28 protein-coding genes are annotated in these 26,767 nt (G+C 74.1%); 13 read left to right on the top strand and 15 right to left on the bottom strand.

The annotated features are described in order from the left end of the window. The first annotated feature begins 26 nt into the window (after nucleotides 1-26). Nucleotides 27-941: a hypothetical protein gene (locus ANAE109_RS02250; RefSeq protein WP_200860877.1), complete on the top strand. Its 915-nt coding sequence runs from the start codon at nucleotides 27-29 to the stop codon at nucleotides 939-941. 8 nt (nucleotides 942-949) lie between these two features. Here the strand turns inward: ANAE109_RS02250 and dctP are convergent, their stop codons facing one another. Both dctP and ANAE109_RS02240 read right to left on the bottom strand, forming a co-directional pair. Further along, the gene (gene dctP, locus ANAE109_RS02245) at nucleotides 950-1,930 is read right to left on the bottom strand and encodes a TRAP transporter substrate-binding protein DctP (protein ID WP_011984761.1); all 981 of its coding nucleotides are present in this window, start codon (nucleotides 1,928-1,930) and stop codon (nucleotides 950-952) included. A gap of 16 nt (nucleotides 1,931-1,946) precedes the next feature. Beyond that, nucleotides 1,947-2,786: a TRAP transporter TatT component family protein gene (locus ANAE109_RS02240; RefSeq protein WP_011984760.1), complete on the bottom strand. Its 840-nt coding sequence runs from the start codon at nucleotides 2,784-2,786 to the stop codon at nucleotides 1,947-1,949. Nucleotides 2,787-2,930: 144 nt separating this feature from the next. Between ANAE109_RS02240 and ANAE109_RS02235 the strand changes: the two genes are divergently transcribed. Beyond that, on the top strand, nucleotides 2,931-4,787 hold the full coding sequence (locus ANAE109_RS02235; RefSeq protein ID WP_011984759.1) for a TRAP transporter large permease subunit: 1,857 nt from the start codon (nucleotides 2,931-2,933) through the stop codon (nucleotides 4,785-4,787). A 9-nt stretch (nucleotides 4,788-4,796) separates the two neighbouring features. On the opposite strand, the gene ANAE109_RS02230 is transcribed toward ANAE109_RS02235, so the two are convergent. Together ANAE109_RS02230 and ANAE109_RS02225 are read right to left on the bottom strand one after the other, a co-directional pair. Then, the gene (locus ANAE109_RS02230; RefSeq protein WP_011984758.1) at nucleotides 4,797-5,537 is read right to left on the bottom strand and encodes a phosphatase PAP2-related protein; all 741 of its coding nucleotides are present in this window, start codon (nucleotides 5,535-5,537) and stop codon (nucleotides 4,797-4,799) included. 42 nt (nucleotides 5,538-5,579) lie between these two features. Next, complete coding sequence (locus ANAE109_RS02225) at nucleotides 5,580-6,413, bottom strand: SAM-dependent methyltransferase (protein WP_011984757.1); 834 nt, start codon at nucleotides 6,411-6,413, stop codon at nucleotides 5,580-5,582. Nucleotides 6,414-6,573: 160 nt separating this feature from the next. Here ANAE109_RS02225 and ANAE109_RS02220 point away from each other — a divergent pair, with 160 nt between their 5' ends. Continuing rightward, on the top strand, nucleotides 6,574-7,365 hold the full coding sequence (locus ANAE109_RS02220) for a glycerophosphodiester phosphodiesterase (RefSeq protein WP_011984756.1): 792 nt from the start codon (nucleotides 6,574-6,576) through the stop codon (nucleotides 7,363-7,365). Between the two features lie 4 nt (nucleotides 7,366-7,369). On the opposite strand, the gene ANAE109_RS02215 is transcribed toward ANAE109_RS02220, so the two are convergent. Together ANAE109_RS02215 and ANAE109_RS02210 are read right to left on the bottom strand one after the other, a co-directional pair. After that, complete coding sequence (locus tag ANAE109_RS02215) at nucleotides 7,370-8,155, bottom strand: DUF4412 domain-containing protein (protein ID WP_011984755.1); 786 nt, start codon at nucleotides 8,153-8,155, stop codon at nucleotides 7,370-7,372. A 127-nt stretch (nucleotides 8,156-8,282) separates the two neighbouring features. Further along, nucleotides 8,283-9,881 carry an ABC-F family ATP-binding cassette domain-containing protein gene (locus ANAE109_RS02210; protein WP_011984754.1) on the bottom strand — a complete coding sequence of 533 codons (1,599 nt, stop codon included), beginning with the start codon at nucleotides 9,879-9,881 and terminating at the stop codon, nucleotides 8,283-8,285. 222 nt (nucleotides 9,882-10,103) lie between these two features. On the opposite strand from ANAE109_RS02210, the gene ANAE109_RS23180 reads away from it, so the two are divergent. Continuing rightward, entirely contained in the window at nucleotides 10,104-11,282 is a 1,179-nt protein-coding gene (locus ANAE109_RS23180) for a hypothetical protein (protein ID WP_011984753.1), read from the top strand. Here the strand turns inward: ANAE109_RS23180 and ANAE109_RS02195 are convergent. Continuing rightward, nucleotides 11,274-12,083: a glycosyltransferase family 2 protein gene (locus ANAE109_RS02195; protein ID WP_011984752.1), complete on the bottom strand. Its 810-nt coding sequence runs from the start codon at nucleotides 12,081-12,083 to the stop codon at nucleotides 11,274-11,276. The two genes, ANAE109_RS23180 and ANAE109_RS02195, sit on opposite strands and share 9 nt — an antisense overlap. A gap of 126 nt (nucleotides 12,084-12,209) precedes the next feature. Between ANAE109_RS02195 and ANAE109_RS02190 the strand changes: the two genes are divergently transcribed. The 9 genes from ANAE109_RS02190 (at nucleotide 12,210) to ANAE109_RS02150 (ending at nucleotide 19,141) form a co-directional block, all read left to right on the top strand. Further along, entirely contained in the window at nucleotides 12,210-13,154 is a 945-nt protein-coding gene (locus ANAE109_RS02190) for an RNA methyltransferase (protein ID WP_011984751.1), read from the top strand. A 100-nt stretch (nucleotides 13,155-13,254) separates the two neighbouring features. Beyond that, nucleotides 13,255-14,196 (top strand): ABC transporter ATP-binding protein, encoded by a 942-nt coding sequence (locus tag ANAE109_RS02185; RefSeq protein WP_011984750.1) that lies wholly within the window; start codon nucleotides 13,255-13,257, stop codon nucleotides 14,194-14,196. Next, the gene (locus ANAE109_RS02180) at nucleotides 14,129-14,893 is read left to right on the top strand and encodes an ABC transporter permease (protein ID WP_011984749.1); all 765 of its coding nucleotides are present in this window, start codon (nucleotides 14,129-14,131) and stop codon (nucleotides 14,891-14,893) included. Before ANAE109_RS02185 ends, ANAE109_RS02180 begins: the two co-directional genes overlap by 68 nt. Then, the gene (locus tag ANAE109_RS02175; RefSeq protein WP_011984748.1) at nucleotides 14,890-15,867 is read left to right on the top strand and encodes an ABC transporter substrate-binding protein; all 978 of its coding nucleotides are present in this window, start codon (nucleotides 14,890-14,892) and stop codon (nucleotides 15,865-15,867) included. Before ANAE109_RS02180 ends, ANAE109_RS02175 begins: the two co-directional genes overlap by 4 nt. Then, nucleotides 15,864-16,664 carry a CHAP domain-containing protein gene (locus ANAE109_RS02170; protein ID WP_011984747.1) on the top strand — a complete coding sequence of 267 codons (801 nt, stop codon included), beginning with the start codon at nucleotides 15,864-15,866 and terminating at the stop codon, nucleotides 16,662-16,664. The genes ANAE109_RS02175 and ANAE109_RS02170 overlap by 4 nt, the downstream gene beginning before the upstream one ends. Continuing rightward, a complete protein-coding gene (locus ANAE109_RS02165; RefSeq protein WP_011984746.1) occupies nucleotides 16,661-17,290 on the top strand; it encodes a phosphatase PAP2 family protein in 630 nt (209 codons plus the stop codon). The genes ANAE109_RS02170 and ANAE109_RS02165 overlap by 4 nt, the downstream gene beginning before the upstream one ends. Before the next feature lie 152 nt (nucleotides 17,291-17,442). Beyond that, nucleotides 17,443-18,018 carry a hypothetical protein gene (locus tag ANAE109_RS02160; RefSeq protein WP_041448057.1) on the top strand — a complete coding sequence of 192 codons (576 nt, stop codon included), beginning with the start codon at nucleotides 17,443-17,445 and terminating at the stop codon, nucleotides 18,016-18,018. Between the two features lie 263 nt (nucleotides 18,019-18,281). Then, on the top strand, nucleotides 18,282-18,788 hold the full coding sequence (locus tag ANAE109_RS02155; protein ID WP_011984744.1) for a histidine phosphatase family protein: 507 nt from the start codon (nucleotides 18,282-18,284) through the stop codon (nucleotides 18,786-18,788). A 149-nt stretch (nucleotides 18,789-18,937) separates the two neighbouring features. Then, nucleotides 18,938-19,141, top strand: coding sequence for a hypothetical protein (locus ANAE109_RS02150; protein ID WP_041448056.1), 204 nt, complete (start codon nucleotides 18,938-18,940; stop codon nucleotides 19,139-19,141). Between the two features lie 21 nt (nucleotides 19,142-19,162). Here ANAE109_RS02150 and phoU read toward each other — a convergent pair whose 3' ends face one another. The 8 genes from phoU to ANAE109_RS02110 all read right to left on the bottom strand — a co-directional run bounded on the left by phoU (nucleotide 19,163) and on the right by ANAE109_RS02110 (nucleotide 26,667). After that, nucleotides 19,163-19,858, bottom strand: a complete 696-nt coding sequence (gene phoU / locus ANAE109_RS02145; protein WP_011984743.1) for a phosphate signaling complex protein PhoU — start codon at nucleotides 19,856-19,858, stop codon at nucleotides 19,163-19,165. A gap of 22 nt (nucleotides 19,859-19,880) precedes the next feature. Next, nucleotides 19,881-20,624, bottom strand: coding sequence for a phosphate ABC transporter ATP-binding protein PstB (gene pstB, locus ANAE109_RS02140; RefSeq protein ID WP_041448748.1), 744 nt, complete (start codon nucleotides 20,622-20,624; stop codon nucleotides 19,881-19,883). Between the two features lie 43 nt (nucleotides 20,625-20,667). Further along, nucleotides 20,668-21,582: a phosphate ABC transporter permease PstA gene (pstA, locus tag ANAE109_RS02135; RefSeq protein WP_011984741.1), complete on the bottom strand. Its 915-nt coding sequence runs from the start codon at nucleotides 21,580-21,582 to the stop codon at nucleotides 20,668-20,670. Then, nucleotides 21,579-22,556 (bottom strand): phosphate ABC transporter permease subunit PstC, encoded by a 978-nt coding sequence (gene pstC / locus ANAE109_RS02130; RefSeq protein WP_011984740.1) that lies wholly within the window; start codon nucleotides 22,554-22,556, stop codon nucleotides 21,579-21,581. The genes pstA and pstC overlap by 4 nt, the downstream gene beginning before the upstream one ends. Nucleotides 22,557-22,638: 82 nt before the next feature. Further along, on the bottom strand, nucleotides 22,639-23,451 hold the full coding sequence (locus tag ANAE109_RS02125) for a phosphate ABC transporter substrate-binding protein (RefSeq protein ID WP_011984739.1): 813 nt from the start codon (nucleotides 23,449-23,451) through the stop codon (nucleotides 22,639-22,641). Nucleotides 23,452-23,491: 40 nt separating this feature from the next. After that, nucleotides 23,492-24,700 (bottom strand): hypothetical protein, encoded by a 1,209-nt coding sequence (locus ANAE109_RS02120; RefSeq protein WP_011984738.1) that lies wholly within the window; start codon nucleotides 24,698-24,700, stop codon nucleotides 23,492-23,494. A gap of 132 nt (nucleotides 24,701-24,832) precedes the next feature. Further along, nucleotides 24,833-25,966 carry a cell wall metabolism sensor histidine kinase WalK gene (locus ANAE109_RS02115; RefSeq protein WP_011984737.1) on the bottom strand — a complete coding sequence of 378 codons (1,134 nt, stop codon included), beginning with the start codon at nucleotides 25,964-25,966 and terminating at the stop codon, nucleotides 24,833-24,835. A 5-nt stretch (nucleotides 25,967-25,971) separates the two neighbouring features. After that, entirely contained in the window at nucleotides 25,972-26,667 is a 696-nt protein-coding gene (locus tag ANAE109_RS02110) for a response regulator (RefSeq protein ID WP_011984736.1), read from the bottom strand. Between the last annotated feature and the right edge of the window lie 100 nt (nucleotides 26,668-26,767).

The raw sequence follows: 26,767 nt of genomic DNA, 5'->3' as shown, positions 1-26,767 counted from the left end.
CCCCGCGCCGGGTCATGATCCGCCCGATGGCACCGCTCCTCGACCGCGCGATCGACGGGCTCGCGATGTGGATGGAGGATCGGCGCCCGCGAGAGCCGATGGGCTTCCGCCCGGCACCCGCCGCTTCGCTCGACTGCTTCGGGCCGCTGCCGGTCCTGCCCGCAGGGCCTCCTCGCGAGGGCGCGTGGCACGCGCCCTCGCCGCGTCCGGCCGAAGGAGACGCGACCATGGCCGTCCACGCGCAGGCGGCCCGCGGCCCGCGGCGCGGCACGGCGCTCCTCGTGCCTCCGTGGAAGGTCCCGCGCCTCGCGGCCGTCTCGGGCTACGCGCGGCTCCTCGCGCGCGCGGGCTACGCCGTCTGGACGCTCGTGCCGCCGCGCCACCTCCATCGCGCGCCGCCGGGCCTCCGCAGCGGCGAGGGGTTCGTCTCGCCCGACCTGCCCGCGCTGCGGGCGGCCTTCGAGCAGCTCGTGCTCGAGATCCGGATCCTCGTGACGCTCGCGCGCGCCGAGGGCGGAACGGTGGGCGTGGTGGGGCTCTCGCTCGGCGCGCTCGGCGCGGCGCTCGCGGCCACGGCGCCGGAGCCGCTCGACTTCGCGGCGCTCGTCGCGCCTCCTGCGGATCTCGCCGCCGTGTTCGCGGGGACGCCGATCGGACGCCGCTACCTGTCCCTCGCTCGCCGCGCGGGCGCGCCGGTGCCGCCGCCGGACGCGCTCTCGCGCATGCTCGCGCCCTTTCGCGCCGACCAGCGCCGCCCCACCGCGCGGCGCGTGCTCGTGGCGGTGGGGACGGACGATCGGATCGCGCTGGGCGCGGGCGCGCTCGGGCTCGCCGCCGCGTGGGGAGCCGCCGCGCGGCGCTACCCGCGCGGCCACCTCACCCTGCTCTTCGCCTGCCGCGCGCTCCGGCGCGACCTCGCCCGCTTCGTCGCGGCCGGCTGATCGGCCCGCTACTTGGCCGGGCAGGCGTCGCGCGCTGACTTCACCGCGTCGAAGAACTCGGCCGGCACGACGCCGCCGCGCACCACCGTCCAGGACTTCTCCATCGCCTGGCGCCACGGGCCGGGATCCACCTTCACGACCTGCAGCCCCTGCTTCTGCATGGCGGTGACGGCGTCGGTGTTGAGGCGGCGCACCTCGTCGTCGACTTTCCGGCCGAGCGACTGCGCGATCTCGAGCAGCTTCGGGCGGACGTCGGCGGGGATCTTCTCCCAGGCGTCCTTCCGCACGATGGTCGCCCCGATCATGTACGCCCACGAGACGTCCACCATGTGGTTCGCCTTCTCGAACAGGCGAGCGGTGAGGACGTAGAGCGGGACGTTCGGGACGCAGTCGATCATCCCGGTCTGGAGCGAGGGGTACATGTCGTTCGCGGACAGCACGACCGGCTGCAGCCCGGCGGCGCGGAACGCCTCGACGCTCTTGGGATCGCCCTCCCACGCCCAGATCTTCGCGCGGCTCACCTCCGCGGGCGTCTTGAACGGAGAGTCGCAGAAGAGGTGGATCGCGCCGATGCGGCTCCACTGCAGCGCGACGAGCCCCCGCTTCTCCAGGGCCTGCTCGATGCGCGGCCGGACCTTCTCGAAGGCGCACTCCATCTGCGCCTCGCTCTGGAACAGGAACGGGACGCTCAGCGCCTGCGGCTCGGGGATGACGTCGTGCATGCCGACGTTGGAGATGGCGGCGGCCTGGAGCTGGCCGATCCCCATCTTCCGCACCATGTCGCCCTCGGAGCCCTGCGCGCCGCCGGCGTAGATCCGCAGCTTCACCTTCCCGCCCGAGGCCTGCTCCCACTTCTGGCCCATCTCGCGGAGGATGTCGTGCCAGGTCGACCCCTGGGGCGCGAGCGTGCCGAGCTTGAGCGTCACGGTCTGCGCGCGGGCGGTGGTGGCGAGCGCCGCGAAGAGCGCGGCGAGGAGGAGCTTCTTCACGGGGTTCTCCTTGGGATCAGAGGAACAGATCGTCCACGTGGTCGAGCAGCGCGCGAGCGCGCCGCTGCGCCAGGATGTTGGCGAGCCGGTGCTCCGGCGCCTCGTCGGGATTGGCCTGCAGGACGACCCCCAGCTCGCGCTCGAACGCCGCCCGGTCCTGCTGCTTCACGAGGACGCCCTCCGCATAGGCGACGCGCGGGCCCAGCTTCTTGTTCATCGAGAGCTCGAGCGCGCGCTCGAGGTGTGCCTTCGCGCGCGCGGGGCCGCCTCCCTCCACCTCGCCGCGCGCCGCGTCCAGGGAGACGAAGTACTCGTGCAGCGCACCCTGTCCCCACTTCTCGTCGAGCGCCAGGGCGCGCTCCATCATGGCCACCGGGACCGGCAGCTCGGCCACGAGCCCCATGTCGCCCTTGCCGTTGGCGATCGCGAGCGTCCACGCCGAGGCGGTCCAGTAGAGGACCTCGACGTCCTTCTTCTCGGCGGCCTTCAGGGCCCCCGCGACGTCGCGGCCCTCCCGCAGCCGCTTCGAGAGGCCGTCGTGCCGCTGCTCCAGCGCGCGCAGCCCGTAGTCGCGCGCGCGGAGGTACAGCTTGCGCGCGCGCTCGCGCCCGGCGCGCGCCGCGTCCAGGTTCCCCTGCAGATCCGCCAGGTCGGCGTCCGCCTGGACGAAGGCGTACGCATACTGGGTGAAGTTGCCCGCCAGGGCGCGGAGCAGCCCCTCGTGGTGCGGGTCCTCCGAGAGGAGCCCCTCCATGGTCTTGAGGCCGAACGGCACCGCCCCGCGGACGAGCTCGGGGTCGTCGTCGGTCGCGTAGGAGGAGCCGCTCTGCGCCACCGCGTCCGACACGAAGGACATGGCGGTGCTGCGGCAGCCGACGAGCGACGCCGCGCTTACGGAGAGTGCAATGACGAGGGGGAGACGCTTCACGGGAAGGGCGCGGTGGGCGGGCGTGTGTGGTAGTCATATTTTCCCCTCCCGTAGGGGTCAATCGACTTTCGCGTGACCACCCCATCCTCGCTCCCTCCCGATACAGAGGGCTCGCCCGCCAAGGTCGCCGGAACGCGGCTCGAGCGCGGCCTGCTCGCCCTCTTCCTCCTCGCCATGGTCGCGCTGCCCGCGGCCTCCACGGTCTCGCGCCGGCTCGTCGGACGCGAGCTGCCGGGATCCGCGGTGCTCGCGCAGCACATCACGCTCTGGGTCGGCTTCCTCGGCGCGCTGCTCGCGACCGCCTCGGGGCATCACCTCGCGCTCTCGACCATCGAGCTCGTGCCCGCCGGCACGCCGCGCCGCATCGCCCGCTTCTTCACCGCGGCGGTCTCGGCGGCGGCGTGCGCGCTCCTCGCCTGGGCGTCGGCGGTGCTCGTCGCGGTGGAGTGGAAGGGGTTCGGGACCGTCGCCTTCGGCATCCGCGTCGCCTGGAGCGAGCTCGTGATGCCGATCGGGTTCGGCTTCATGGCGCTCCGGTTCGCGTGGCGCGCCGGCGAGGGCGCCGCCCGCTGGCCACTCCGCGCCGCGGCGCTCGCGATCGCGGCCGCCGCCTTCGCGCTCGGCCGCGCCGAGCCCGCCCCGCTGCTCGTCTGGATCCTCGCCGCGGTGGTGCTGGCGGCGTTCCTGCTCGGCGCGCCCGTGTTCGTCGCCATGAGCGGCTTCGCGATGGCGCTCTTCTTCCGCGACGGCGGGCCGGAGGCGATCGCGGCGGTGCCCACCGCGACCTTCAACCTGGTGTCGTCCGCCACCCTCCCCGCCATCCCGCTCCTCACGGCGGCGGGCTACGTGCTCGCGGAGGGCGGCGCGGCGCAGCGCCTGGTGCGGGCGTACAAGGGGATCTTCGGCTGGATGCCGGGCGGCGTCGCCATCATGGCGACGTTCGTGTGCGCGCTCTTCACCACGTTCACGGGCGCCTCCGGCGTCACCATCCTCGCGCTCGGGGGGCTCCTGCTCCCGGCCCTGCGGCGCGAGGGGTACCCGGAGGACTTCTCCGTCGGGCTCGTCACCGCCTCCGGCTCCCTCGGGCTGCTCTTCCCCCCCTCGCTGCCGGTGATCCTCTACGGGGTGGTGGCGCAGGCGCCCATCGATCACCTGTTCCTCGGCGGGCTCGTGCCGGGCCTGCTCATGATCGTCCTCGTCGCGGCCTACGGCGTCGCCGTGGGCGTCCGCTCCCACGCGCCCCGGGAGCGGTTCGAGCCGCGCGAGGCGGCCGCCGCCCTGTGGGCCGCGAAGTGGGACCTCGGCCTGCCGACGCTCGTCGTGGTCTCGGTCGCGACGGGGTTCGCCACCATCGTCGAGGCGGCCGCGCTCGCGGCCGCGTACTCGATCCTGGTCGAGCTCGCCATCTTCCGCTCCATCCACCCGCTGCGCGACCTGCCGCGCGTCCTCGTCGACGCGGCGGCCCTGGTGGGCAGCGTGCTCATCCTCCTCGGCACCGCGCTCGGGCTCACCTCCTGGTTCGTCGACGCGGAGATCCCGACCCTGCTCGTCGACTGGATGACCGCGACGGTGAAGAGCCCCGCGCTCTTCCTGCTCATGCTGAACGCGGTGCTCCTCGTGCTGGGGAGCGTGCTCGAGATCTACTCCGCCATCGTGGTGCTGGCGCCGCTGGTGGCTCCGCTCGGCGCCGCCTACGGCATCGAGCCCATCCACCTCGGCGTGGTGTTCCTCGCGAACCTCGAGCTCGGGTTCCTCTTCCCGCCGATGGGCCTGAACCTCTTCCTCGCGGCCTCGCGCTTCGGCAAGCCCCTGCCGTACATGTACCGCAAGGCGCTCCCGTTCCTCGTCATCATGTCCGCCGGCGTCCTCGCCATCACCTACCTGCCGGCCATCACCACCGGCGTGGTGCAGCTGCTCGTCGGGGACTAGCGTCGCGGCTCACGCCGGGGCGCCGGCGCGCGCGGGCCAGCCCTCGCGCAGCGCGAAGATGGCGAACGTCACCGCGTACGCCCCCACCACGTCGATGCCGTAATGCAGGTGGGAGAGGAACACCGACGCGACGACGAGCAGGTGCGCGCCGAGGGCGGCGAGGCGGAGCGGCGGCGAGCGCCACACGTACAGCACGAGCAGGAACGTCGTCGCGGTGTGGCCCGAGAAGAACAGGTCCTGCGTGAGGTACGCGCCCATGGCGCCGTCGGCGAACACCTGCCAGGGCGACATGAGCGAGAGGAGCACCTCGCCGAAGGAGTGGCCGGCGATCCCGGCGCCGCCCGCGTGCGGCGGCGGGGCGCCGAGGCCGGTCAGCATCAGCGTCGCGCCGCGGGCGAGGGAGACGAGCCCGCCGGTCACGGTGTAGCGGGCGAACCGGCCCGGCGCGCGCCACAGGAGCACGAGCGCGAGGGGCACGTACGCGACGAGCCAGAGCAGGTAGTTCGCGCGGGCGACCCAGTCGACGTACGGGACCCAGGACAGCACGAGGTCCGGGAGCGCGGGGGCGGGGCGCCGCTCGTTCCAGATCGCGGCGGCCGTCATGACCACGTAGCAGGCGGCGCGGAAGGCGAGGGCCCCGAGCAGCACCGGCCAGAGCGCCCGCAGGCCGGCGAGCCCGCGCGCACCCGCCCCGAGGGGCGGGGAGGCGGAGGCGCCGGCCGGCTCGCCCTGGACGCGTCGGAGGACCACGGCGCGCTTATCCCACGCCCGCGGGGCGCCGCAAAGGCGGCGCTACGCCTCCTCGCCCGCGAGGAGCCGGACGAGCTTCGGCCGCACCCCGGCGGCCGCGAGGAGCGCGTCGAGCCGCTCCCTGGCCTCGCGCGAGCCGGACCGCACCTTCCGGCCCAGGATGAGCTCGTTCTTCAACGAGTGCTCCCAGCCGGTGAGCTCCGTCACGGTGACCTTGTAGCCGGCGGCCTCGAGGGCGAGCGCGCGCACCACGTTGGTGAGGTGCGATCCGAACTCGCGCCGGTGCCACGGGTGGTCGAAGAGCGGCGCGAGCAGCGGGGACGGCGCGGGCGCCCCCGCGAGCTGGCGCGCGACCTCGGCCTGGCAGCAGGGGACCACCGCGACGTGGTCGGCGCCATGGCGGATCGCGAGCGCCAGCGCGTCGTCGGTGGCGGTGTCGCAGGCGTGGAGCGCGGTCACCAGGTGGACGCGCTCGGGCACCGGCGCCGCCGCGATGGACGCCTCCACGAAGCGCAGCCGCTCGAAGCCGAGCCGGGCGGCCCGCTCCGCCCCGGCGCGCGCCAGCTCGGGACGCGACTCGAGCGCGAGCAGCCGCCCCTTGCCGGCGGCGCGCAGGAACAGCTCGTACAGGACGAAGCCGAGGTAGCTCTTGCCCGCGCCGCAGTCGACGAGGACCGGGTCGCCGAAGCGAGCGAGCACGTCGTCGAGCGCCGGCGCGAGCAGCCCGGCGAGGTGGTTCACCTGCTTGAGCTTGCGCAGGCTGTCCGCGTTGAGGTCGCCCGCGCGCGTGAGGAGGTGCAGCTCCTTCAGGAGCTCCGGGGACGTACCGGGGAGGAGCTCGCGGCGGACGGCCTCCCCTTTCACCTGGCGGCGCATGTGCGGGTGTTGTAACCGGTCGGAGGCACGATTACGACGACCACCCCGACCCCCGACCGGATCTCCCGCGGCCCGTCATCCCGAGCCCTTCGACTCCGCGGCCTTCGGCCGCTACGCTCAGGACAGGCTTCGCTCCGCCGCACGAAGTCGAGGGACCCCGATGCACCCCTTCCTCTCGCTCCCCTCCCCCTGGCTCGTGGCCCACCGCGGCGGCAGCGCGCTCGCGCCCGAGAACACGCTCGCCGCCTTCGAGCTCGCCGCCGAGCTCGGCGCCGACGCCATCGAGACCGACGTCCGCCGCACGCGGGACGGCGTGGTCGTGATCTTCCACGACGAGACGACGGAGCGCCTCACCGGCGCGCCGGGCACCATCGAGGAGCGGACGCTCGCGGAGGTGAAGGCGCTCGACGCGGCGGCGGGGTTCACCCGGGACGGGGGGCGCACCCACCCGCGGCGTGGGACCGGGATCGCGATCCCGACGTTCGCCGAGGCGCTCGCGCGCCACCCGGCGATGCGCTTCATCGTGGACGCGAAGGCCGACGATGCCGCGCTCGCCGAGGCGCTCGCGGACGCCGTCCGCGCGGCGGGCGCGGAGCGGCGCGTGTGCGTCGGGTCGTTCTTCGACGCGCAGGCCGAGCGGCTGGGCGCGCTGCTGCCCGGCTGCGCGCGCTACCTGCCGCAGGACGCCGCCAAGTGCCACGTGCTCGCCGCGCTCTCCGGCGGCGACGCCTCGAGCTGCCCGGGCGGCTACGAGCTCGCCTCGCTGCCCGCGCGCATGGGCGAGCTGCAGGTGGTGAGCCCGCCCGTGGTGGCGCACTTCCACGCCCGCGGCATGCCCGTGCACGCGTGGACGGTGGACGACGCCGAGGAGATGCGCGCGCTGCTCGCCGTCGGCGTGGACGCCATCGTGACCGACCGCCCGGACGTGCTGCGGTCGGTCCTCGGGCGATGATCGCTCACCTGCCCGGCGGCCGATCCCCACCGCCGCGGCGCATCATCTCCTCGAGCTGCTTGCGCTGCTCGGGCGGCATGTCCTTCATGGCCTCCTCCAGCTTGCGCTGCATCTCGGGCGAGGCCTGCGGGACGGAGGTCTTCGCGTAGCCGGCCGGGATCTCGAACATCGCGGCCGGGACCTTCTGCCGCGCCGCGCGCACGAGCTCCATCGTCATCTGCGGCGCGCCCGTCGCCGGATCGACGACGCTCCAGCGCGCGGGGAGCCCGTCGAGGCCGGCCTTCTTCAGCGCGCGGGGGAGCTCGGCGTCCTGGCCGCCGCCGCTCGCCGCCCAGGACCCGACGGTCCCGAGCTCGCGGGTGATGCAGACCTCGAAGCGCTCGCCGCCGGAGCCGGAGATCCGCGCGCGCTCGCAGCCGACGCCGCCCACGCGATCGCTGCCGGCGCGCTCCACCGTCCAGCTCCCCGCCTTCCCCTCGGGCTGCCCGTCCAGGACGCTGTAGCTCTTCGTGCCCGGGTTCACGACGTAGGCGCGGCCCGGCTCGCCCGCCTTCACGATCGAGATCATCCGCATCGGCTCGGTCATCCCCTGGCTCGCCAGCTCGGGCGACGCGGCGATCTCGACCTCGCTCCTCGACCCCTTGGGCGACAGGTAGACGACGGCGCTGCCGTCGCGCGCGGGGCCCGCCCCCACCCCCTTCACCCGGTACTCCGCCTTGCCCTCGAACTCCGCCGCGCGCGCGCCGAGCGCGAACCCCAGCGAGAGCACCGCGACCACGACCTCACGCATGCACGACCTCCCGGCCGCCGTCCGGCGGCTCCGGCGGAGCATGCACCGGACGCGCGCCGTCCGCCACGACCGTCCGGCGTCACGGGGGAGGCCTCCCGCGCGCGGGACGCCGCGGTGCGGGCGCGGACTACGCGTGCGCGGTCGCCAGATCCGGGTGCTTCGCGACGAACTCGTCGAACGTGCCGGGGAAGTCGAGCACCGGCTCGCCCTGGTGCATGGACCAGATGCGCGTCCCCACCTCGCGGATGAGCTCCTGGTCGTGCGTGACGACGATGATCGTGCCCTCGTAGCGCTGCAGCCCCTCCGAGAGCGCCGCGATCGACTGCAGGTCGAGGTGGTTCGTCGGCTCGTCCAGCACGAGGACGTTGTCCTTGAAGAGCATGAGCTTCGCGAGGAGGAGCCGGACGGTCTCGCCGCCGGAGAGCGTCGCGGTGGGCTTCATCCGCTCCTCGCCCGAGAACAGCATCCGCCCGAGCAGCCCGGAGATCTCCTCGTTCGAGAGCTTGTCCTCGAGCTCGCGCAGCCAGCCGAAGGCGGTGGTCCCCGGCCGGATGACGCCCTGCTGATCCTGCGGCAGGTAGCCGACCTGCGCCTGGTGGCCCCACTTCACGTGGCCGTGATCGGGCTGCAGCTCCCCCGCGATCATCTTCGCGAGCGTGGTCTTGCCGACGCCGTTCTTGCCGATGACGCAGATCTTCTCGCCGCGGGTGACGAGCGCGCTGAAGGGCTGGACCACCTCGTTCCCGCCGTAGCGCTTCTCGATCGCCTCGAGGGTGAGGGTCTGCTTCCCGGAGGGCGCCTTCTGCTCGAACTTGATGAAGGGCGCCTGGATGTTCGAGCGCTTCATGTCCTCGAGCTTGAGCTTCTGCATCGCGCGGATGCGGCTCTGGACCTGGGAGGCGCGCGTGCCGGCGTGGAAGCGGGCCACGAACTCCCGGAGCTGCTCGATCTTCTTCTTCTTCTCCGCGTTCTCCGACTCGACGCGCGAGCGCACCTGGCCCTTGTGCCGGACCATGTCGTCGTAGCCGCCCGGGTAGGTGATGATCGTCTCGTAGTCGATGTCGGCGATGTGCGTGCAGATCGCGTTGAGGAAGTGGCGATCGTGCGAGATCGTGATGAGCACGCCCTCGTACGCGTGGAGGAACTTCTCGAGCCAGCGGATGGACTCGATGTCGAGGTGGTTCGTGGGCTCGTCGAGGAGCAGCCCCTGCGGCTTGCCGAACAGCGCCTGCGCGAGCAGCACGCGCAGCTTGTAGCCGCCCGTCAGCGCGCGCATCGGCTGGTCGTGCCAGGGCTGCTCGATGCCCAGGCCCTGGAGCAGCTCCGAGGCGTCGGCCTCCGCCGAGTACCCGTCCTCCTCGGCGATGGTCCCCTCGAGCTCGCCGAGGCGGGTGCCGTCCTCCTCGGAGATCTCGTCCTTCGCGAGCAGCGCCTCCTTCTGCTGGAGCGCCGACCAGAGCCCGACGTTGCCCATGAGGACGACGTCGAGCACGCGGTTGTCCTCGTAGCGGAAGTGGTCCTGGCGGAGGATGCCGAGCTTCTTCGGCCGCAGCACGCTCCCCTCGTCCGCCTCCTCGTCCCCCGCGAGGATCTTCATGAAGGTGGTCTTGCCCGCGCCGTTCGGGCCGGTGAGGCCGTAGCGGTTCCCGGGGGAGAACGCGACGTTCACGTCCTCGAACAGCTTCTTCGGGCCGAAGGCCTTGGTGACGTTCTGCACGGAGATCATGGCGCGGGCCTTTTAGCCGAAAGCTCGCGGATTTGCGAGGAGCCCGCGGCAGGACGGCGGAGAGGGCGGCGGGCGGGGGAGGCGGAGCAGGCAGCGGACCCGGACCGGAGCGGACGTGGGCCGGCGAGCCGGCCCGCTGGATCGACCGCGCGCCACCGCGCGAGACAGCCGCAGAGGCCGCGATCTCGACCCGCCCGCCAGCGCGGGCTAGGCTCCGCACGCGTGAGGGCGTTCAGCGCCGAATCTCGCCTGTCCGCCCGCCCGGCCCGACGCGCCGCCGCGCTCGTCATCCTGACGTTGCCGCTCCTCGACCGGGCTGCCCTCGCCGCGGTGCTGGAGCGCGTCCGGGCCGACCTCTGGCTGACGGACCTGCAGCTCGGCCTCGCGGCGGGCCTCCCCGCCGCCATCGCCGCTCTCCTCGCCTTCCGGCGTCCCCTCGCGGCGCCCGGGCGGCTGCGGCGCGCGAGCGGCGCGCTCCTGTGGGGCGCTGCGGCGGCGCTCGCCGGCGCGGCGCGCGGCGCCTGGACGCTCTTCGCCGCGCGCCTGGTCGCCGGCGGCGCGGCGGGAGCGGGCAGACGAGCCGCTCTCGTGGTGGAGGGAGGCGTGGCAGTGCGCCCCCCTCTCCGCGACGCCGCGCTGATCGTCCCGGCCATGACGCTCGCCGCGCTCGGCTACGCAGGCGCGGGAGCGCTCGGCTGGCGGCTCGGCTGGCGTGCCGCGCTGGTCGCCGCGGGCGCCGCCTCGGTCGTGCTGACCCTGGCTGCCGCCTGGCTGGCCAGACGCGAGCCGGGCGCGGCGCTCGCGCCCGTCGCCGCGCGCGCCGCGGCGGACCGCGCGTACGCGTCGCGCCCGGCGATCGCGGGCGGCGCCCTCGTGGCGTTCGCCGCCGCCGCCCTCGCGACCTGGGCGCCCGCGTTCCTGGAGAGGGCGCGGGGGGTGCCGCGCGCGATCGCGCCGCTCGAGATCGCCGCGGCCGCCTTGATGGCGGGGGTCGCCGCCGCCTGGGCGCGGCCCACCCTGGCGAAGACCCTGCGCGACCCCCGCTGGCTCTGCTCGGGCGCGGCGCTCGCCTCGGCGCCGCTCGCCCTCGCCGCCCTCCTCGCGCGCCAGCCCGGCGTCTACCTCGCGGCCCTCGTCGCCGCGCTCGCGCTCGCGCTCGTGGCCCTCGCGACGCTGCGCGACGCGCTCGCCCTCGATGCGCCCCGGGACGGGAGCGCCGCCGCGTCGGCCGCGCTCCCCTGGGTCGCGCTCCTGGGCGACGCCCCCGCGGCGCTCCTCGTCGGGCTGGCCTCGCACGCGACGTCGCTGTGGTGGGCGATGCTGGCGGTCCCGGCCGCGCTCCTCGCCGGGGGCGCGCTCCTCGCGCTCGTCGCGAGGCGTCCCCGCGAGCCGTCAGGGTAGTAGCCGGTAGACGTCCGCGAAGCGGCGCTCGGCGAACGCGCGCACGAGCTCGGGGTGGCCACCGCGCCGCACGTCCCCGAGCAGCGCGTACTTCCGCGCGTGGTAGTGCGCCACCGCCTCGGCCAGGCGGATCCCGTCGCGGCCGCCGCGGAAGAGCGCGCCGTGCACGAGCGCCTCCTTCAGGGCGTGGACCACCTTCTGCAGCGCCGGCGGCTTGGCGCGCCGCCCCTCGGCGTGGAAGCGGATGGCCCACAGGAGCGCGTACCGATCGACCTTCGAGCGCATCGCCTCCACGCTCGTCGCGAACCGGTGCTCGACGTGCGCGTCGAGCCGGACCGTCGGCGCGGGCGGGAGCGCCTCGTGCACGATCATGGACGGCTCCCACCGCGCGTGATCGCGCCGCACCAGGCGCACGTGGCGCTCGGTCCGGAACAGGAAGCGACGGTGCGGGAGCTCCGCCCAGTCCCGCCGCGCGAGCGAGTAGTGCGGCGCGTCCGGCGACGAGGCCTTCCAGGCGCGCAGCGCCGCGATGGCCGGCGCCTCCAGCCACTCGTCGGAGTCCAGGAAGAAGACGTAGTCGCAGCCCTGCAGCGCGGCCGTCGCGACCTGGCGGGCGGCGCCGTAGCCCTCCCAGCGGTGCACGACCTGGCGGAGGCCGCGCGCGCGCACGAGCTCGGCGGACCCGTCGGACGAGCAGGAGTCGACGGCGACGACCTCGTCGGCGACCGCCGCGATCGCGTCCAGGCAGCGCGCCAGGGTGTCCGCGTTGTTCCCGTGGATGACGAAGCCGCCGAGCCGCAAGGAGCCTCCCGAGGCGGCGACGTTTACCCGGCGGGGCCGCCGCCGCGCAAGGGTGACGGAGCCGCCCCGCCCGCCCGGCGGCGCCGCCGCGCTCGCGGGCGCCCCGGCCGCCGTCTAGGATGCGCCATGCCGAAGGAGCGGATCTTCTGCGCGTGCGCGCCCGGCCTCGAGCCGATCCTGGCCGCCGAGCTCGCGGCGCTCGGCCTCGAGGCGCGCGCCGTCCGCGGCGGCGCCGAGGCGAGCGGTGAGGACGCCGCGGCGGTGGCCTGCCTCGCCTCGCGGACCGCGGACACGGTGCTGCTGCGGCTCTGGGAGGGCGACGCGTCCGGCCTCGCGGCGGCGAAGCGCGCGGCGGCGCGGCGCGCAGCCGGGGCGCGGCTCGAGATCCGCACCGGCCCCGGGCGCGCCACGATCTCGGTGGACGCCGCGGGCGCGCCGCTCTTCCGGCGCGGCTGGCGGGCCCGCGTCGGCGCCGCGCCGCTGCGCGAGTCGCTCGCCGCCGGGATCCTGCTCGCCTCCCGCTGGGCCGGCGATCGCCCGTTCCTCGATCCGATGTGCGGCTCGGGCACCCTCGCCATCGAGGCGGCGCTCATCGCGGCGCGGCGCGCGCCGGGCCTGGGCCGCGCCTTCGCGTTCGAGGGGCTCCCCGGGCACGACGCCGCGCGCACCGAGCGGCTGCGCGCGCACCTCGCCGCCCTCGCGCGGCCCGTCGCGGTGCCGATTCACGCCTCCGATCGCAACGCCGGCGCGCTCCGGCTCGCCCAGAAGAACGCCGCCGCCGCCGGCGTGGGGGACGCGATCCGCTTCTCCCGCGAGGACGCGGCGCTCGTCCGGCCCCCCGCCGGCGCGGGCCTCTGCGCGGTGAACCCGCCCTACGGCGTCCGGCTCGACGCGGACGTGACGGCGGCGTGGCGCGCGCTCGGAGCGCTCCTCCCGCGCCTCGCCGGCTGGGAGGTGGCCGTCCTGGGGCCTGATCGCGGCTACGAGGGCCTCCTCCCACTCGCCCCGGCGGCGGCGCTCCCGGTGAGCAACGGCGGGATCTCCTGCCGGCTCCTCCGCTTCACCCCGTGAGGCCGTCCCGACCGGTCGAGCCCGCGCGCGTCTGCCCTCTCCCGGGGCGTCCAGACGAGGGGGGAGGCATCCGCAGCCCGGCCGACGCACATTGGTGCCAATGTGGAGGCAGGTCAGCGAGCGCTTCTCGCGCCTCGCGCGCGAGCTTCGCGTGCGTCGTCGCCGCCGCGGCCTGCTCACGCCGCGCGTGCGGCGCAGCGGGCCGCCCAAGATCGACGTGTCGCGCGTGGGGCACCGCTTCGCGAACAAGGTGGTCGCGCTCCACGACGTGAACGTCGAGGTGCACGCCGGCGAGTTCGTGTGCCTCGTGGGCCCCTCCGGCTGCGGCAAGACCACCCTGCTCTACGCGCTCGCCGGCCACCTCGAGCCCAGCGGCGGGCGGATCACCATCGACGGCCTGCGGGTGAAGGGGCCCGGACCGGACCGGCTGCTCGTCTTCCAGGAGCCGGCGCTCTTCCCCTGGCTCACCGTCCGCCAGAACCTCGTCTTCGCGCTCCGCGCGCGCGGGCTCCCGCGGGCGGACGCCGACGCGCGGGCGCGCGAGTACGTGGCGCGCGTCCACCTCGAGGGCTTCGAGGAGACCCTGCCGCACGAGCTCTCCGGCGGCATGCGGATGCGCGTCCAGCTCGCGCGGGCGCTCGCCCTCGACCCCGCCGTGCTGCTCATGGACGAGCCGTTCGCGGCGCTCGACGCGCAGACGCGCAGCCACATGCACGAGCTGCTGCAGCAGGTCTGGCTGCGGGATCGCAAGACCGTGGTCTTCGTGACCCACGACGTGCGCGAGGCGCTGGTGCTCGGGGACCGCGTGATCGTGATGGCGGCCCGGCCCGGGCGCGTGCTCCAGGATCTCGACGTGCGGCTCCCGCGGCCGCGCGATCCGGACGACGAGGCGCTCGTGGGGATGTCGCGCCGGATCCGCGACGAGCTCAGGCGGGCCGAGGCCGCGGGCGGAACGGACGCGACGGAGGAACGGGATGCGCGCATCGCTGCGGACGGGACTGCTCCTGCTCGTCCCCCTCGTCGTCTGGGAGCTCCTCTCTAGGATCGGGCCCTGGCCGCACTGGCTGTTCCCGGGCCCGCTCGCGGTCGCCGGCAGCCTGGGCCGCATGCTCGCGGACGGGCGCCTCGGCGCCGCCACGGGCCGCTCGCTCGCGCGCCTCGCCCAGGGGTACACCTTCTCCGCGGTCGCCGGCGTGCCGTTCGGCGTGCTGCTCGCGCGCAGCGAGCTCGTCCGGGGCGGGCTCCGGCCCATCGTGCTCGGGCTGCAGGCCCTGCCGTCGATCTGCTGGCTGCCGCTCGCCATCCTCTGGTTCGGGCTGTCCGAGACGGCCATCCTGTTCGTCGTCGTGATGGGATCGGTGTTCGCCATCGCCATCGCGACCGAGGACGCCGTCTCGGGCGTCGACCCCCTGCTCCTCCGCGCCGCCGGTACGCTCGGCATCCGCGGCGCGCGCTTCCACGGGGGGGTGCTCCTCCCCGCGGCGCTGCCCGGGATCCTCACCGGCCTGAAGCTCGGCTGGAGCTTCGCCTGGCGCGCCCTCATGGCGGGCGAGCTGCTCTTCGTGGCGGGCGGCCTCGGGCAGCTCCTGCAGAACGGCCGCGAGCTGCTCGACGCCGCCCAGGTCATGGGCGTCATGCTGGCGATCGTGGCGATCGGCGTCGCCATCGACCGTGTCCTGTTCCGCGTGGTCGAGCTGCGCGTGCGCCGGCGCTGGGGCCTCGTCGAGGAGCCGGCATGAGGCGCCGCGCCCCGCTCCTCGCGCTCGCCCTCTCCGCCGCGCTCGGCTGCTCTCGCGCGAAGGGTCCGGACGCGCCGCTGCGGCTCGGCTACTTCCCGAACGTCACACACGCGCAGGCGCTCGTGGGGGTGGACGACGGCACCTTCGCGCGGGCGCTGTCGGGCAGGCTCGAGACGCGCATGTTCAACGCCGGGCCCGCGGCGATGGAGGCGCTGCTCGCGGGCGACCTCGACGCGAGCTACGTCGGCCCCGGCCCCGCCGCCATCGCCTTCCTGCGCACCCACGGCGAGGCGCTCCGCGTGGTCGCGGGGGCCGCCTCCGGCGGCGCCGCGCTCGTCGTGAAGGACGCGCGCGCCCCGAAGGACCTCGCCGGCAAGCGGGTCGCCTCCCCGCAGCTCGGCAACACCCAGGACGTCGCGCTCCGCATGTGGCTGCGCCAGCAAGGGCTCCAGGACGCGCGCGGGCAGGGCCCGGTGGAGGTGACGCCGCTCGCGAACCCCGACATCCTCGCGCTCTTCGCGCGCGGCGACCTCGCCGGCGCGTGGGTCCCCGAGCCCTGGGCGGCGCGCCTCGTGGCGGAGGCGGGAGGGAGGATCCTCGTCGACGAGCGATCGCTCTGGCCGGAGGGACGCTTCCCCATCACGGTCCTCGTCGTGTCCGCGCGCGCCCTGGAGCGGCGGCGCGCCGACGTGATCGCGCTCGTGCGCGCGCACCTCGAGCTCACCCGCCGCTGGGAGGCGGACCGCGCCGCGTTCGCGCGGCTCGCGAACGCGGCGTACGGCAAGCGCGCCGGCAAGGCGCTCCCCGACGCCGTGCTCCTCGACGCGCTCTCGCGCGTGGAGCCGGTGTCGGACCCGCTTCCCCGCCAGCTGGAGCGCATGGCGCGCGACGCGCAGGAGCTCGGGTTCGCCCCCAAGGGCGACCCGTCGGGTATCGTGGACGCGACCATGCTCCAGGAGATCGCGCGCCGATGAACGACCGGCACCCCGGTCGCACCGCCAGCCGCGCCGCACCGCTGCTCGGCCTCGCCCTCGCCCTCGCCACCGGCTGCGCCGCGCAGCGCGCCGCCTCGCCCGCCACCTCGCCCTCGGCGGTCTCGCCGCCCGCGCCCGAGGCGGGCGCGCGAGCCGGTGACGAACCCCCGGACGCCGGCGCAGAGTCGACCTGGGGCGCTCGGGACTCCGCCGCTCCGAAGGACGCGGAGCCGGCCGCCGTGGCAGAAGGCGATCCCGAGCTCGAGGCGGTCCGCGCGCGCGTGGTGGACGCCGCGAGAGCGCTCGTGGGGAGGCGCTTTCGCGGCGACTGCTCGGCCTTCGTGCTGCGCGCCTTCCACGAGGCGGGCGTGCGGGTGCGGCTCGGCCCGGGCGTCTCGCGCTCGGAGTCGCTCCACCGCGCGAGCCGGCCGCTGGAGACGCCGCGGCCGGGCGCCCTCGCGTTCTTCCACGACAGCTACGACCGCGATCGCGACCGCCGGCGCGACGATCGCTTCACGCACGTGGCGCTGGTCGAGCGCGTCGAGGGCAGCTCCGTGATCCTGCTCCACCGCGCCAGGAAGGGCGTCGAGCGGACGAGGATGGACCTCTCGCGCCCCGGAGATCCCGACGCGAACGGCCGCCTCCGCGTACGCCGGCGCGGCGATCCGCGTGGCACGCGTTACCTGACGGGCGAGCTCTTCGCCGCTTTCGGGGAGTTGCTGGAGGGAGAGTTCACCCAGATGTTGCAGGCGGGCCGCGCCGTCGAGACAGACGACCGGCACCCTGCACCCCGATGACCGACGACCGCGAGACTGGCCTCCCCGCTGGCACCTTCGAGCTCGACGCGGGCGGCGGCGCCTCGATCACGATCGATCCCGCGACCGCGACCGCCGTCATCCGAGACGGGCGCCTCGCGCGCATCCTCTCCCTCGACGAGGCGCTGCTGCTCTCCTTCCGCCGCTTCCACAGCCCGTGGCGGACGATCGTGGCGCGCACCCTCACGCACCTGGGCGACGCGAAGAGCTGGACGTTCGCGGGGATCGCGCTCCTCGCGACCGGCTCGGCGCACGGCCGGCACCTCGGCTTGCGGCTCGGCGCCGCCACGCTCCTCGCCACGGCGCTCTCCCAGACGCTCAAGCGCAGCCTCACCCGCGCCCGCCCGGACGTGTCGATCGCGGGCTTCGAGGCGCTGGCGGCGAACCCGGATCGCTTCTCGTTCCCGTCAGGACACACCGCCGCCGCGTTCAGCGTCGCCGTCGCGTTCGCCGACGAGCCGTTCGGCCTCGGTCCGCTCGCGCTCCTCCTCTCCGTCGGGATCGGGCTCTCGCGCGTCTATCTCGGCGCGCACTACCCGCTGGACGTGGGCGCCGGGGCCCTCCTCGGCGTGGTCGCGGGGCTGGCCTCGCGACTGCTCGTCTCCTGAGCCCTCGATCGGCGCGCGATCCCGAGCGCCTTCCATCGCGTCGAGCGGTCGCCCGGCCGGCTTTGCGGCCGCTCGGCTCCCTCTCCACGGACCCTGCGGCCACGCGCGGTACGCGCGCGATGCGCATCCGTTCTGTCTCGGGAGGAAACGACATGCGGAAGCTCACGTTCGCAGCAGCGCTCCTCGCCCCCACGCTCGTCCTCGGGCAGGGCACCGGAGGGACGACGACCGGCGCCGGCTCCTCGGGATCCGGAGCCGCGGGCGGCGCCGCGCCCGGGTCGACTGCCGGCCAGACTGGCACGGGCTCGACGGCCGCCGATCCGACGGCGACTGGCACTCCCTCGGGCACCGCGGGCACGGCCGGCACGACGGGCGGCGCCGGTACCCAGGCCTGCCCGCCGGGCATGGTCCCCGCGACCAGCGCGGGGATGCCTTCCACGGCCGGGAGCGGGACGACCGGCACGGGCTCCGCGCAGGGGACGGGGTCCGCCGGCGGGAGCTCGGGCACCGCGGCGTCGAGCGGCACGGCGGGCGCCACGGGCGCGTCCGGTGCCTGCGTGCCGGCCGGCTCGACCGGCGGGACGGGCGCGGGCGGCGCGACGCAGTCGCCGGGGGCCGGCGGCAACGCCGACGTCGCTCCGCCGGCGGGAGGGGCGGCGCAGGGCTCCGGCTCCGGCACGTCCGGGTCCGTGGGCGGCGCCTCCACGCCCGGATCGCAGCGGCCCTGACGACCACGGCGGAGGCGCGGAGAGAGGCGGCGCGAGGGTGACCAGCCCCCGCGCCGCGGTCCGCCGGCCGCTCTCGCTGGGCGCGACGGCCGGCAGAGCGCCAGCGCATCGGGTGAACGGAGCGTGAGCGGCCCGTGCCCGACTGCGCCAGGCGCGCGGAGCGCGTAGCGCTCGCCGGCACCCTCTTCGCCGGGCCGCGTCACGCGTGGCCGTGACGGTCCGCCCCCTCCCGGCGGCAGAATGGCCGGAGCAGGAGGTGGAGCTTGGAGCTTCTCGTCGTCCGTCACGCCATCGCCGAGGACCGCGACGTCTTCGCCGCCACCGGTCGTGACGACCCCGAGCGCCCGCTGACGGCGGAGGGGCGCCGCCGGTTCGAGAAGGGAGCGCGCGGGCTCCGCGAGCTCGTCGAGTCCATCGACGTCCTCGCGACGAGCGCGCTCGCGCGGGCGAAGGAGACGGGCGCGATCCTGGCGGCCGCCTACGAGCTGCGCGGCGCGTCGCAGCTCGGCGAGCTCGCGCCCGAGTCCGATCCCGCGGCGCTCGTTCCGTGGCTGCGGAAGCACCGCGCGCGCTCGCGCGTCGCGATCGTGGGCCATGAGCCGCACCTGTCGCGGCTCGTGCAGTACCTCCTCACCGGCAGCGCCGGGCGCGGCTTCGTCGCTCTGAAGAAGGGCGGCGCCTGCCTGCTGTCGCTGGGCGACACGCAGTTGGTCGGAGGCGCACAGCTCCGCTGGCTGCTCACGCCGGCTCAGCTGCGCCGCCTCGGGTGAGCGCCGTCCTCGGCGCGCGAGCGCGCGGGCGACGGCGTGATGCCGCGATGCACGTGACGGTCTCGTGACGATTCTGGGCCCGATCCGGCCGGTGGCGCCTCCGGACGGCTGCGGCTAAGAACCCGCAGCGCTCACGCCGGGAGGTGCGCATGCTTCGCGAATCGGTCTACTTCTGTTCGTATGACTCCGGAGAGGGCGAGCACCGCGCGCACGTCCTCGCCTGGGACGATCGGGAAGCGGCCGAGCTGTTCGCCAGCGAGATACGCGAGGATGTCGGTGACGTGCGCGTGTCGGACATCCGGGTGGAGCCCGTCGACCGAGGGAGCAGCGACGAGAGAGGGGCGCGCGGGTGACGATCGCTAGCGGTCTCCGCCTCAGGCGGGGGGCGCGCTGGGCGCTCGGCTCCGCGGGTGCCGCACGTCGGTGCCGCGCACCATGTAGACCACCATCTCCGCCAGGTTGGTCGCGTGGTCGCCGAAGCGCTCGAGGTGCTTGGCCGCGAACATGAGGGAGGTCGCGCGCCGGATGTTTCGCGAGTCCTCCATCATCATGGCGAGCAGGTCGTTGAAGATCTTGAGGTACAGCGCGTCGAGGTGCTCGTCGGAGCGCATGACGTCCTCGGCCTTCGCGACGTCGCCCGTCACGAACGCGTCGAGCGCGTGCTTGAGCTGGGTCTCGGACATCTCCGCAAGCCGGGAGAGGTCGTGCAGGGGGCCGAGGGGAGCGACCTTGTTGAGGTCGATGGCGCGCTCCGCCACGTTCACGGCCAGGTCCCCCATGCGCTCGAGGTCGGTGACGATCTTGAGCGCGGTCGTGATGAAGCGGAGGTCGCTCGCCGCCGGCTGGCGCAGCGCGAGCACGCGCCGGCAGGCGCTGTCGATGGCGACCTCCATCCGGTTGATCTCGCGGTCGCGCTCCTTGACCTGCTCGGCGAGCGGCGTGTCCCGCTCGGTGATGCTGCGCACGCTGGCCGCCATCGCCCGCTCGACGAGGCCGCCCATCTCGAGCAGCTTGTCGCGCAGATCCTTGAGCTCCGCCTCGTACGCCTTGTCGGTGTGGGTCGTCACCATTTCGCCCTCGAGCTGCCCGAGCTTAGCCGAACTTGCCCGTGACGTAGTCCTCGGTCCGCTGTTCGCGAGGATTCGTGAAGATCGCTTCGGTCGGCCCCACCTCCACGAGCTCGCCCATGTAGAAGAACGCCGTCTGGTCGGAGACGCGCGCGGCCTGCTGCATGTTGTGCGTGACGATCGCGATCGTGTAGCGCGCCTTCAGCTCGTGGATGAGGTCCTCGATCTTGGCCGTGGCGATGGGATCGAGCGCGCTCGCCGGCTCGTCCATGAGGAGCACCTCCGGCTCCACCGCCAGCGCCCGGGCGATGCAGAGCCGCTGCTGCTGGCCGCCGGAGAGGCCCATGGCGGACTCTGCCAGCCGATCCTTCACCTCGTCCCACAGCGCCGCCGAGCGGAGCGAGCGCTCGATGCGCTCGGCGAGCTCGCGCCGGTCGCCCAGGCCCCCGACGCGGAGCCCGTAGGCGACGTTCTCGAAGATGGACTTCGGGAACGGGTTCGACTTCTGGAACACCATGCCCACCCGGCGGCGCAGCTCGACCGCGTCGAGGTGGGCGGCGTAGATGCTCCTCCCGTCGAGCAGGATCTCGCCCGCCGCGCTCGCCCCGGGGATGAGGTCGTTCATCCGGTTCAGCGCGCGCAGGAAGGTGGACTTCCCACAGCCGGAGGGGCCGATGAGCGCGGTCACCTGGTGCTCGGGCAGCGAGAGGCTCACGCCCTTCACGGCGAGCTTCGCGCCGTAGCGGATCTCGAGGCCGCGGGTCTCCATCTTCACGGCGGCGGGGAGCGGCTGGAGGAGGCTCGTCATCTGGTCAGTGTCCGGCGGCCGCCTTGCGGCGGGTGCGGGTGCGGATCGCGATCGCGAGGAGGTTCAGGGCGAAGGTGAGCGCGAGCAGCACGAACACCGTCGCGTAGAGCAGCGGGCGGGTCGCGTCGATGTCCGGCGACTGCGTCGCGAGCACGTACACGTGGTAGCCGAGGTGCATGAACTGCGACCAGACGGAGCCGGGCAGATCGGGCAGGAAGTAGGCGACCCCCGTGAACAGGATGGGCGCCACCTCGCCCGCGCCGCGCGCGACGGCCAGGATCGCGCCGGTGAGGATGCCGGGCAGCGCCTGGGGCAGGATCACGCGCACCAGGGTCTGGGACTTCGTCGCGCCGAGGGCGAGGCTCGCGTCGCGGTGATCGCGCGGCACGGCCCGGAGCGCCTCCTCGGTCGAGACGATGACCACCGGCAGCGTGAGCACCGCGAGCGTGAGCGCGGCCCACAGGAGGGCGGGCCGGCCGTAGAACAGCTCGCCCGGCGGCGAGAAGGCGCGATCGAGCGAGCCGCCGACGAACTGGATGAAGAAGCCGAGGCCGAAGAGCCCGAACACGATGGAGGGGACGCCGGCGAGGTTCGTCACCGCCACGCGCACCAGGGCGGCCATGCGCGAGCGGGGCGCCGCGTACTCGTGGAGGTAGACGGCGGTGAGGACGCCGACCGGCATCACGGCGACGGTCATGATGAGCGTCATGATCGCCGTGCCGTAGATGGCGGGGAAGATCCCGCCGGCCGTCATGCCCTCCTCGGGCGCCGCGGTGAGGAACTCCCAGCTCACCCGCGCGGCGCCCCCGCGGACCACGTCCACCAGGATGACCGCCAGCATCGCCACCACCAGCGCGGCGGTGGCGCCGGTGAGCACGGTCAGCCCCGTGCCGACGACCTTGCGGCTCGCGACGCTCACGCCGTCCCCGCCATGCGCCGCACGAGCCGCTTCACGAAAAGGGACGCGAGCATGTTGAGGACGAACGTGAACAGGAAGAGCTCCACGCCGATGAAGAACAGCACGGAGTAGTGGGCCCCGCCGAACACCACCTCGCCCATCTCCGCCGCGATGGTCGCCGGGAGCGTGCGCACCGAGTCGCCCAGGCTCCAGGTCGTCATCGCGGCGTTGCCGGAGGCCATGAGGACGATCATGGTCTCGCCGATCGAGCGACCGAACCCGAGCACCACCGCGGCGAGCACGCCGGGCGCGGCGGCGGGGAGCACCACCTTGAAAGAGGTCTCCCAGCGCGTGGCCCCGAGCGCGAGCGACGCCTCGCGGTAGCTGCGCGGCACGGCCGCCAGGGCGTCCTCGCTCACCGTGAAGATGACCGGGACCACCGTGAGGGCCAGCGCCAGCCCGGCGACGATGGCGTTCAGGCGAGAGGTGAAGCCGAACGCGCCCTGGAGGACGGTCGCCATCACCATGAGGGCGAAGAAGCCGAGCACCACGGAGGGGATCCCCGCGAGCAGCTCGATGGTCGGCTTGAGCACCTCGCGCAGGCGCCGCGGCGCGAACTCCGAGGTGAACACCGCGGCCGCGATGCCGACCGGCACCGACACGAGCATCGCGACCGCCGTGACCTTGAGGGTCCCGACGAACAGCGGGACCATCGAGTACTTCGGCACGTCGGAGACGGGCTGCCAGCTGAAGAAGGCCGCGCGGCCCTCGCGCCAGGCCTGGGGGAGGAACATGCGCGCGAGGTCCGTCTCCTCCCGCACCTCCGGAGAGGTGAAGATGGGGAGCGCCTCGCGCGCGACGAAGACGAAGATGAGGACGACGGCGGCGATCCCCGTGAGGGCGACCAGGGTGATCGCCGCCTGGATCGCCGCCTCGCGGATCTGCCGCCGCCGCATCGAGGGGGCGGGACGAGCCCGCTCCTCGCTTCCGACCATGACCTGTTCCACGGACGCGGGTTCTCTCACGGGTTCGTGACGGGAACGTGACGGCCGCGGAGCGTCCACGTGACGCCGTCGCCTACTTGACGGGGAAGTAGCCGACCTGGGTGACGATCTTCTGCCCCTCGGGGGAGAGGCAGTAGTCGATGAACGCCTTCACCTCGCCGGCCGGCTTGGCGCGCGTGTACATGAAGAGCGGGCGGGCGAGCGGGTACTTGCCCGTGGCGACGGAGTCCGCGTCGGGCGCGTAGCCCTTGCCGTCTGCGCCGACCACCTTGACCTCCTTGACGCCCTTGGCGTACGCCGCCCCGCCGTAGCCGATCCCGTTCTTCTCCTTCGACACCGCGTTCACCACCGCGGCGGTGCCCGGCAGGGTCTGGGCGCTCGACGCGAAGTCCGCGCCCTTCAGCACGTTCTCCTTGAAGAACACGTAGGTGCCCGAGGAGTTCTCGCGGGAGTAGAGGACGATGGGCGCGTCCGACCCGCCCACGTCCTTCCAGTTCGTCACGTCGCCCGCGTAGATCTTCTCGAGCTGCTCGATGGTGAGCTGCTCCACCGGGTTCCCCGCGTTCACGTAGACCGCCACGCCGTCCTTCGCGACGGCGATCTCGGTGGGGAGGACGTTGTAGCGCTCGCGCACCTTCGCCTTCTCCGCGGACTTCATGTCACGCGAAGCGTTCGCGATGTCCGTGGTCCCGTTGATGAGGGCCGCGATGCCGACGCCCGAGCCACCGCCGGTCACCTGCACGCGCTTCCCGGCGTTCTGCTTCATGTACGACTCCGCCCAGCGCTGGGCGAGGATGACCATCGTGTCGGAGCCCTTCACCGTCACGGCGGCGCTGGCGAGGGCCGGCGCGATGGCGGCGACGAGGGCGATGAGCGTGCGCTTCATGCGTTCTCTCCTTCTCTCTCTCGAGTGTGACGTCGGGTGACTAGAACTTGGCCTGCGCCTGGACGATGAACTGGTCGCGCTTGGGGTCCGAGGACACCCCGGACGCCCGGTCGCCGTTCATCGGGTGATACCAGGCCAGCGAGATCTTCCCGCCCTCCCCCACGAACGTGTGCAGCGCCGCCTGGATCTCGCGGCCGGTCTTCACGGCCGTCCCGGTGGTGAGGTCGACCGTGTGGTCAGGCGTGAACTCCTCGTATCGCACGGCGAGCTGATTCCAGCGCCAGACGTTCTGGGTGACGAGGGCGTACCAGCCGTGGCCGGTGTCGCCGAGCCGGTCGCCCGCGCCGCCGTTCTTGTCGCTGAGGGTGGTGCGGCCCCAGATGTACTCCCCCTTGAGCGCCGTGCCGCCCACCGGGACGAGATCCAGGAAGAGCTGCGCGTCCGCGCCCAGGCGGTAGCGGTCGTAGTCCGGGTCGTCCGAGGCGACGTAGTTCACGGTCGTGCCGTACCAGCCGGAGACGCCGCCGGTGAGCATCCCGAGATCGAAGCCCACGCGCCCGATGACGTCCTTGCGCTGGTCGTTGTCGACGCCGGCCTGCTTCGCGGCGACGCCGTTGCCGTTGAAGAGGCCGACCTTGAAGTTCATGATCCCGTAGGCGCCCCTCAGGGCGACGCCGAGGTCGTACTCATCGGCGATGTACGCGCGGGTCACGGCGGAACGCTCGAGCAGATCGAGATCCGAGGACGAGCGGACCGCCACCTCGTAGCCGAAGGGGAAGAGCTGGAGGCCCGCGTCGACGGCGAAGCCCTTCCAGGGCAGCTTGATGGACGCGAAGGCCTCCTTCGCGGACACGCCGGCCGGCGTCGCGTCGAGCTGCACGGCGAACTGGGACCAGTCGGCGTCGTAGGTCGCCTTGAAGCGGCCGCGCCGCACGAAGAAGCCCTGCTGGGACGGCGCGCTCTCGGGCGTCGTGTTGAAGTCGGCGGCGGCGCTCTCCTGCCAGGCGTAACGGCCCTGCACGTAGCCGGAGAGCTTCAGCTTCTTCAGCTTGGCGACGTCGGTCTTCGTCTCGGCGTACTGCTCGGCGAGCGAGTCGACCTTGCCCTGCATGGCGGAGGCGTCGAACGACGACTCCTCGGTGGCGCCCTGGGCGGCGGCGGGATCCTGCTGCTCGGCGGCGGCGTCCTGGGCGCGCGCCAGCGCGGGGACGAGCGCGATCGCGGCGAGGACGGCGGTGAGGCGGTTCATGTGGTCTGTGGCCCTTTCGTGAGGACGGCCCGAGCAAAGGCTCGGTTCGGGCCACTTTCTAGGGGCCGGTCGTGGCGCTGCGAGGGCGCGGTCGTGACGAAACGGCGAACTCGACACGTCCGCCGGTGAACGTCACACGGCCGGGAGGCGCACCCAGAACCGCGTCCCGCCCGTGCCGCTCTCCACCCCGACCTCGCCGCCCATTCCCTGGACGAGGTGCTTCACGATGGCGAGCCCGACGCCGCTGCCGCCCTGCTCGCGCGAGCGGCCGGCGTCGATGCGGTAGAACCGCTCGAAGATGCGCGGCAGGTGATGCCGGTCGATCCCGGGGCCGGTGTCGGCGACGGAGAGCACCCACGCGTCGCCGTCGCGCTCGCCGCGCAGCGTGACCTCGCCCTCCCCGGTGTACTTCACCGCGTTGTCGAGCAGGTTCACGAGGACCTGCTCGAGGGCGCGCGCGTCCGCGCGCACGGTGGCGCCGGCGGGGACCTCCGCGGCGATCTCGAGCCCCTTGTCGCGTGCGGTGAGGGCGAGCAGCTCCACGGCCTGCGTGGACACTGCCGCCGCGTCCACGGGCGCGAGGTCGAAGCTCCACTGCCGCGACTCGAGGCGCGAGAGGTCGAGGAGATCCTCGGTGAGGCGCGCGAGCCGCTCGGCCTGCCGCGCCACGATCTCCACGAACTGACGCGCGCCCGCGGGATCGTCGACCGCGCCGGCGAGGAGCGTCTCCGCCGCGGCGCGGATCGCCGCCACGGGGGTGCGGAGCTCGTGGCTCGCGTTGGCCACGAAGTCGCGCCGCGTCGCCTCCGCGCGCCGTGCCTCGGTGACGTCGCGCAGCGAGAGGAGCACCTCGCCCCGCAGGAGCGGCGCGAGGTGGACGAGGTAGCTGCGGCGGCCGAGCTGCAGGTCGAGCCGCCTCGCGGTGCCCTCGAGCGCGCGCCGCACGGCCTCCGAGAGCTCCGCGCTGCGGGTGATCTCGAGGGGCGTGAGCCCCGCCGCGCGTCCGGTCGCGGCCAGCGTGTCGAACGCCGCGTTCGACACCCGGACCCACCCCTCGCGCGAGACGAGCGCCGCCGCGTCGGGGAGCGCCGCGAGCAGCTCCTGCTCGGGTGCCTCCGGATAGAGCGTCCCGGGGCGCCGCTGCGCGCGCGCGGAGAGGAGATCCGCGAGCTCGCGGACGTCGCGCCCGAGGTCGGCGCGCGGGCCGCCGGCGAGCTCGGCGCGCAGCGCCTGGATCGCGGCCGCGAGCGGCGTTCGACCGAACATCCCGGCTAGCCCTTCTCGCGCGGATCGACGAGGCGGTAGCCGATCCCGCGGACCGTCTCGAGCAGGTCGCGCCCGGAGCCGAGCTTCTCGCGCAGCCGCTTCACGTGCGTGTCCACGGTGCGCGTCTCGACCTCCGACGACATCTCCCAGACGTCCTCGAGGAGCTGCTCGCGCGACTGGACGCGGCCGAGCCGCGCCATGAGCATGGTGAGGAGCCTGAACTCGAGCGGCGTGAGCTGCACCTCCTCGCCGTCGACGAACGCGCGGTGCGCGTCGACGTCCACCCGGATCGGCCCGACCTGCTCGGGCGGCCGCTCCGCGGGACGGCCGGCGCCGGTGCGGCGCGCCAGCGCCTTCAGCCGCAGCACCAGCTCGCGCACGCTGAACGGCTTCGTCACGTAGTCGTCGGCCCCGACCTCGAAGCCCACCACCCGGTCCACCTCCTCGCCCTTGGCGGTGAGCATCACCACCGGCACGTGGCGGGTGCGCGCGTCAGCCTTGATCTGGCGGCACACCTCGGTGCCCGACACGTCGGGAAGCATGAGGTCGAGTACGACGAGGTCGGGGATGCGGCGACGGAGCTGCACGAGCGCCTGCTCTCCCGTGGTGGCGAGGAGGGTCTCGAACCCGGCGGCGCGGAGGTTGAAGTCGAGAAGCGACAGGAGATCCCGCTCGTCGTCGACCAGGAGTACGGACGTCACGGGACGAGCTTAACTCACGCGCCTGTGACAGGCTGGTGGCCGGCATGCGACGGATCGGTGAACGGCTCGACGGCGAGCGTCCCTCGTGGGGCGGCGCGCG

Source organism: Anaeromyxobacter sp. Fw109-5, assembly GCF_000017505.1.
Lineage (GTDB): Bacteria > Myxococcota > Myxococcia > Myxococcales > Anaeromyxobacteraceae > Anaeromyxobacter.
Note: the sequence above shows the minus strand (reverse complement) of the source record. Positions and strands in the feature narration are given on the sequence as shown.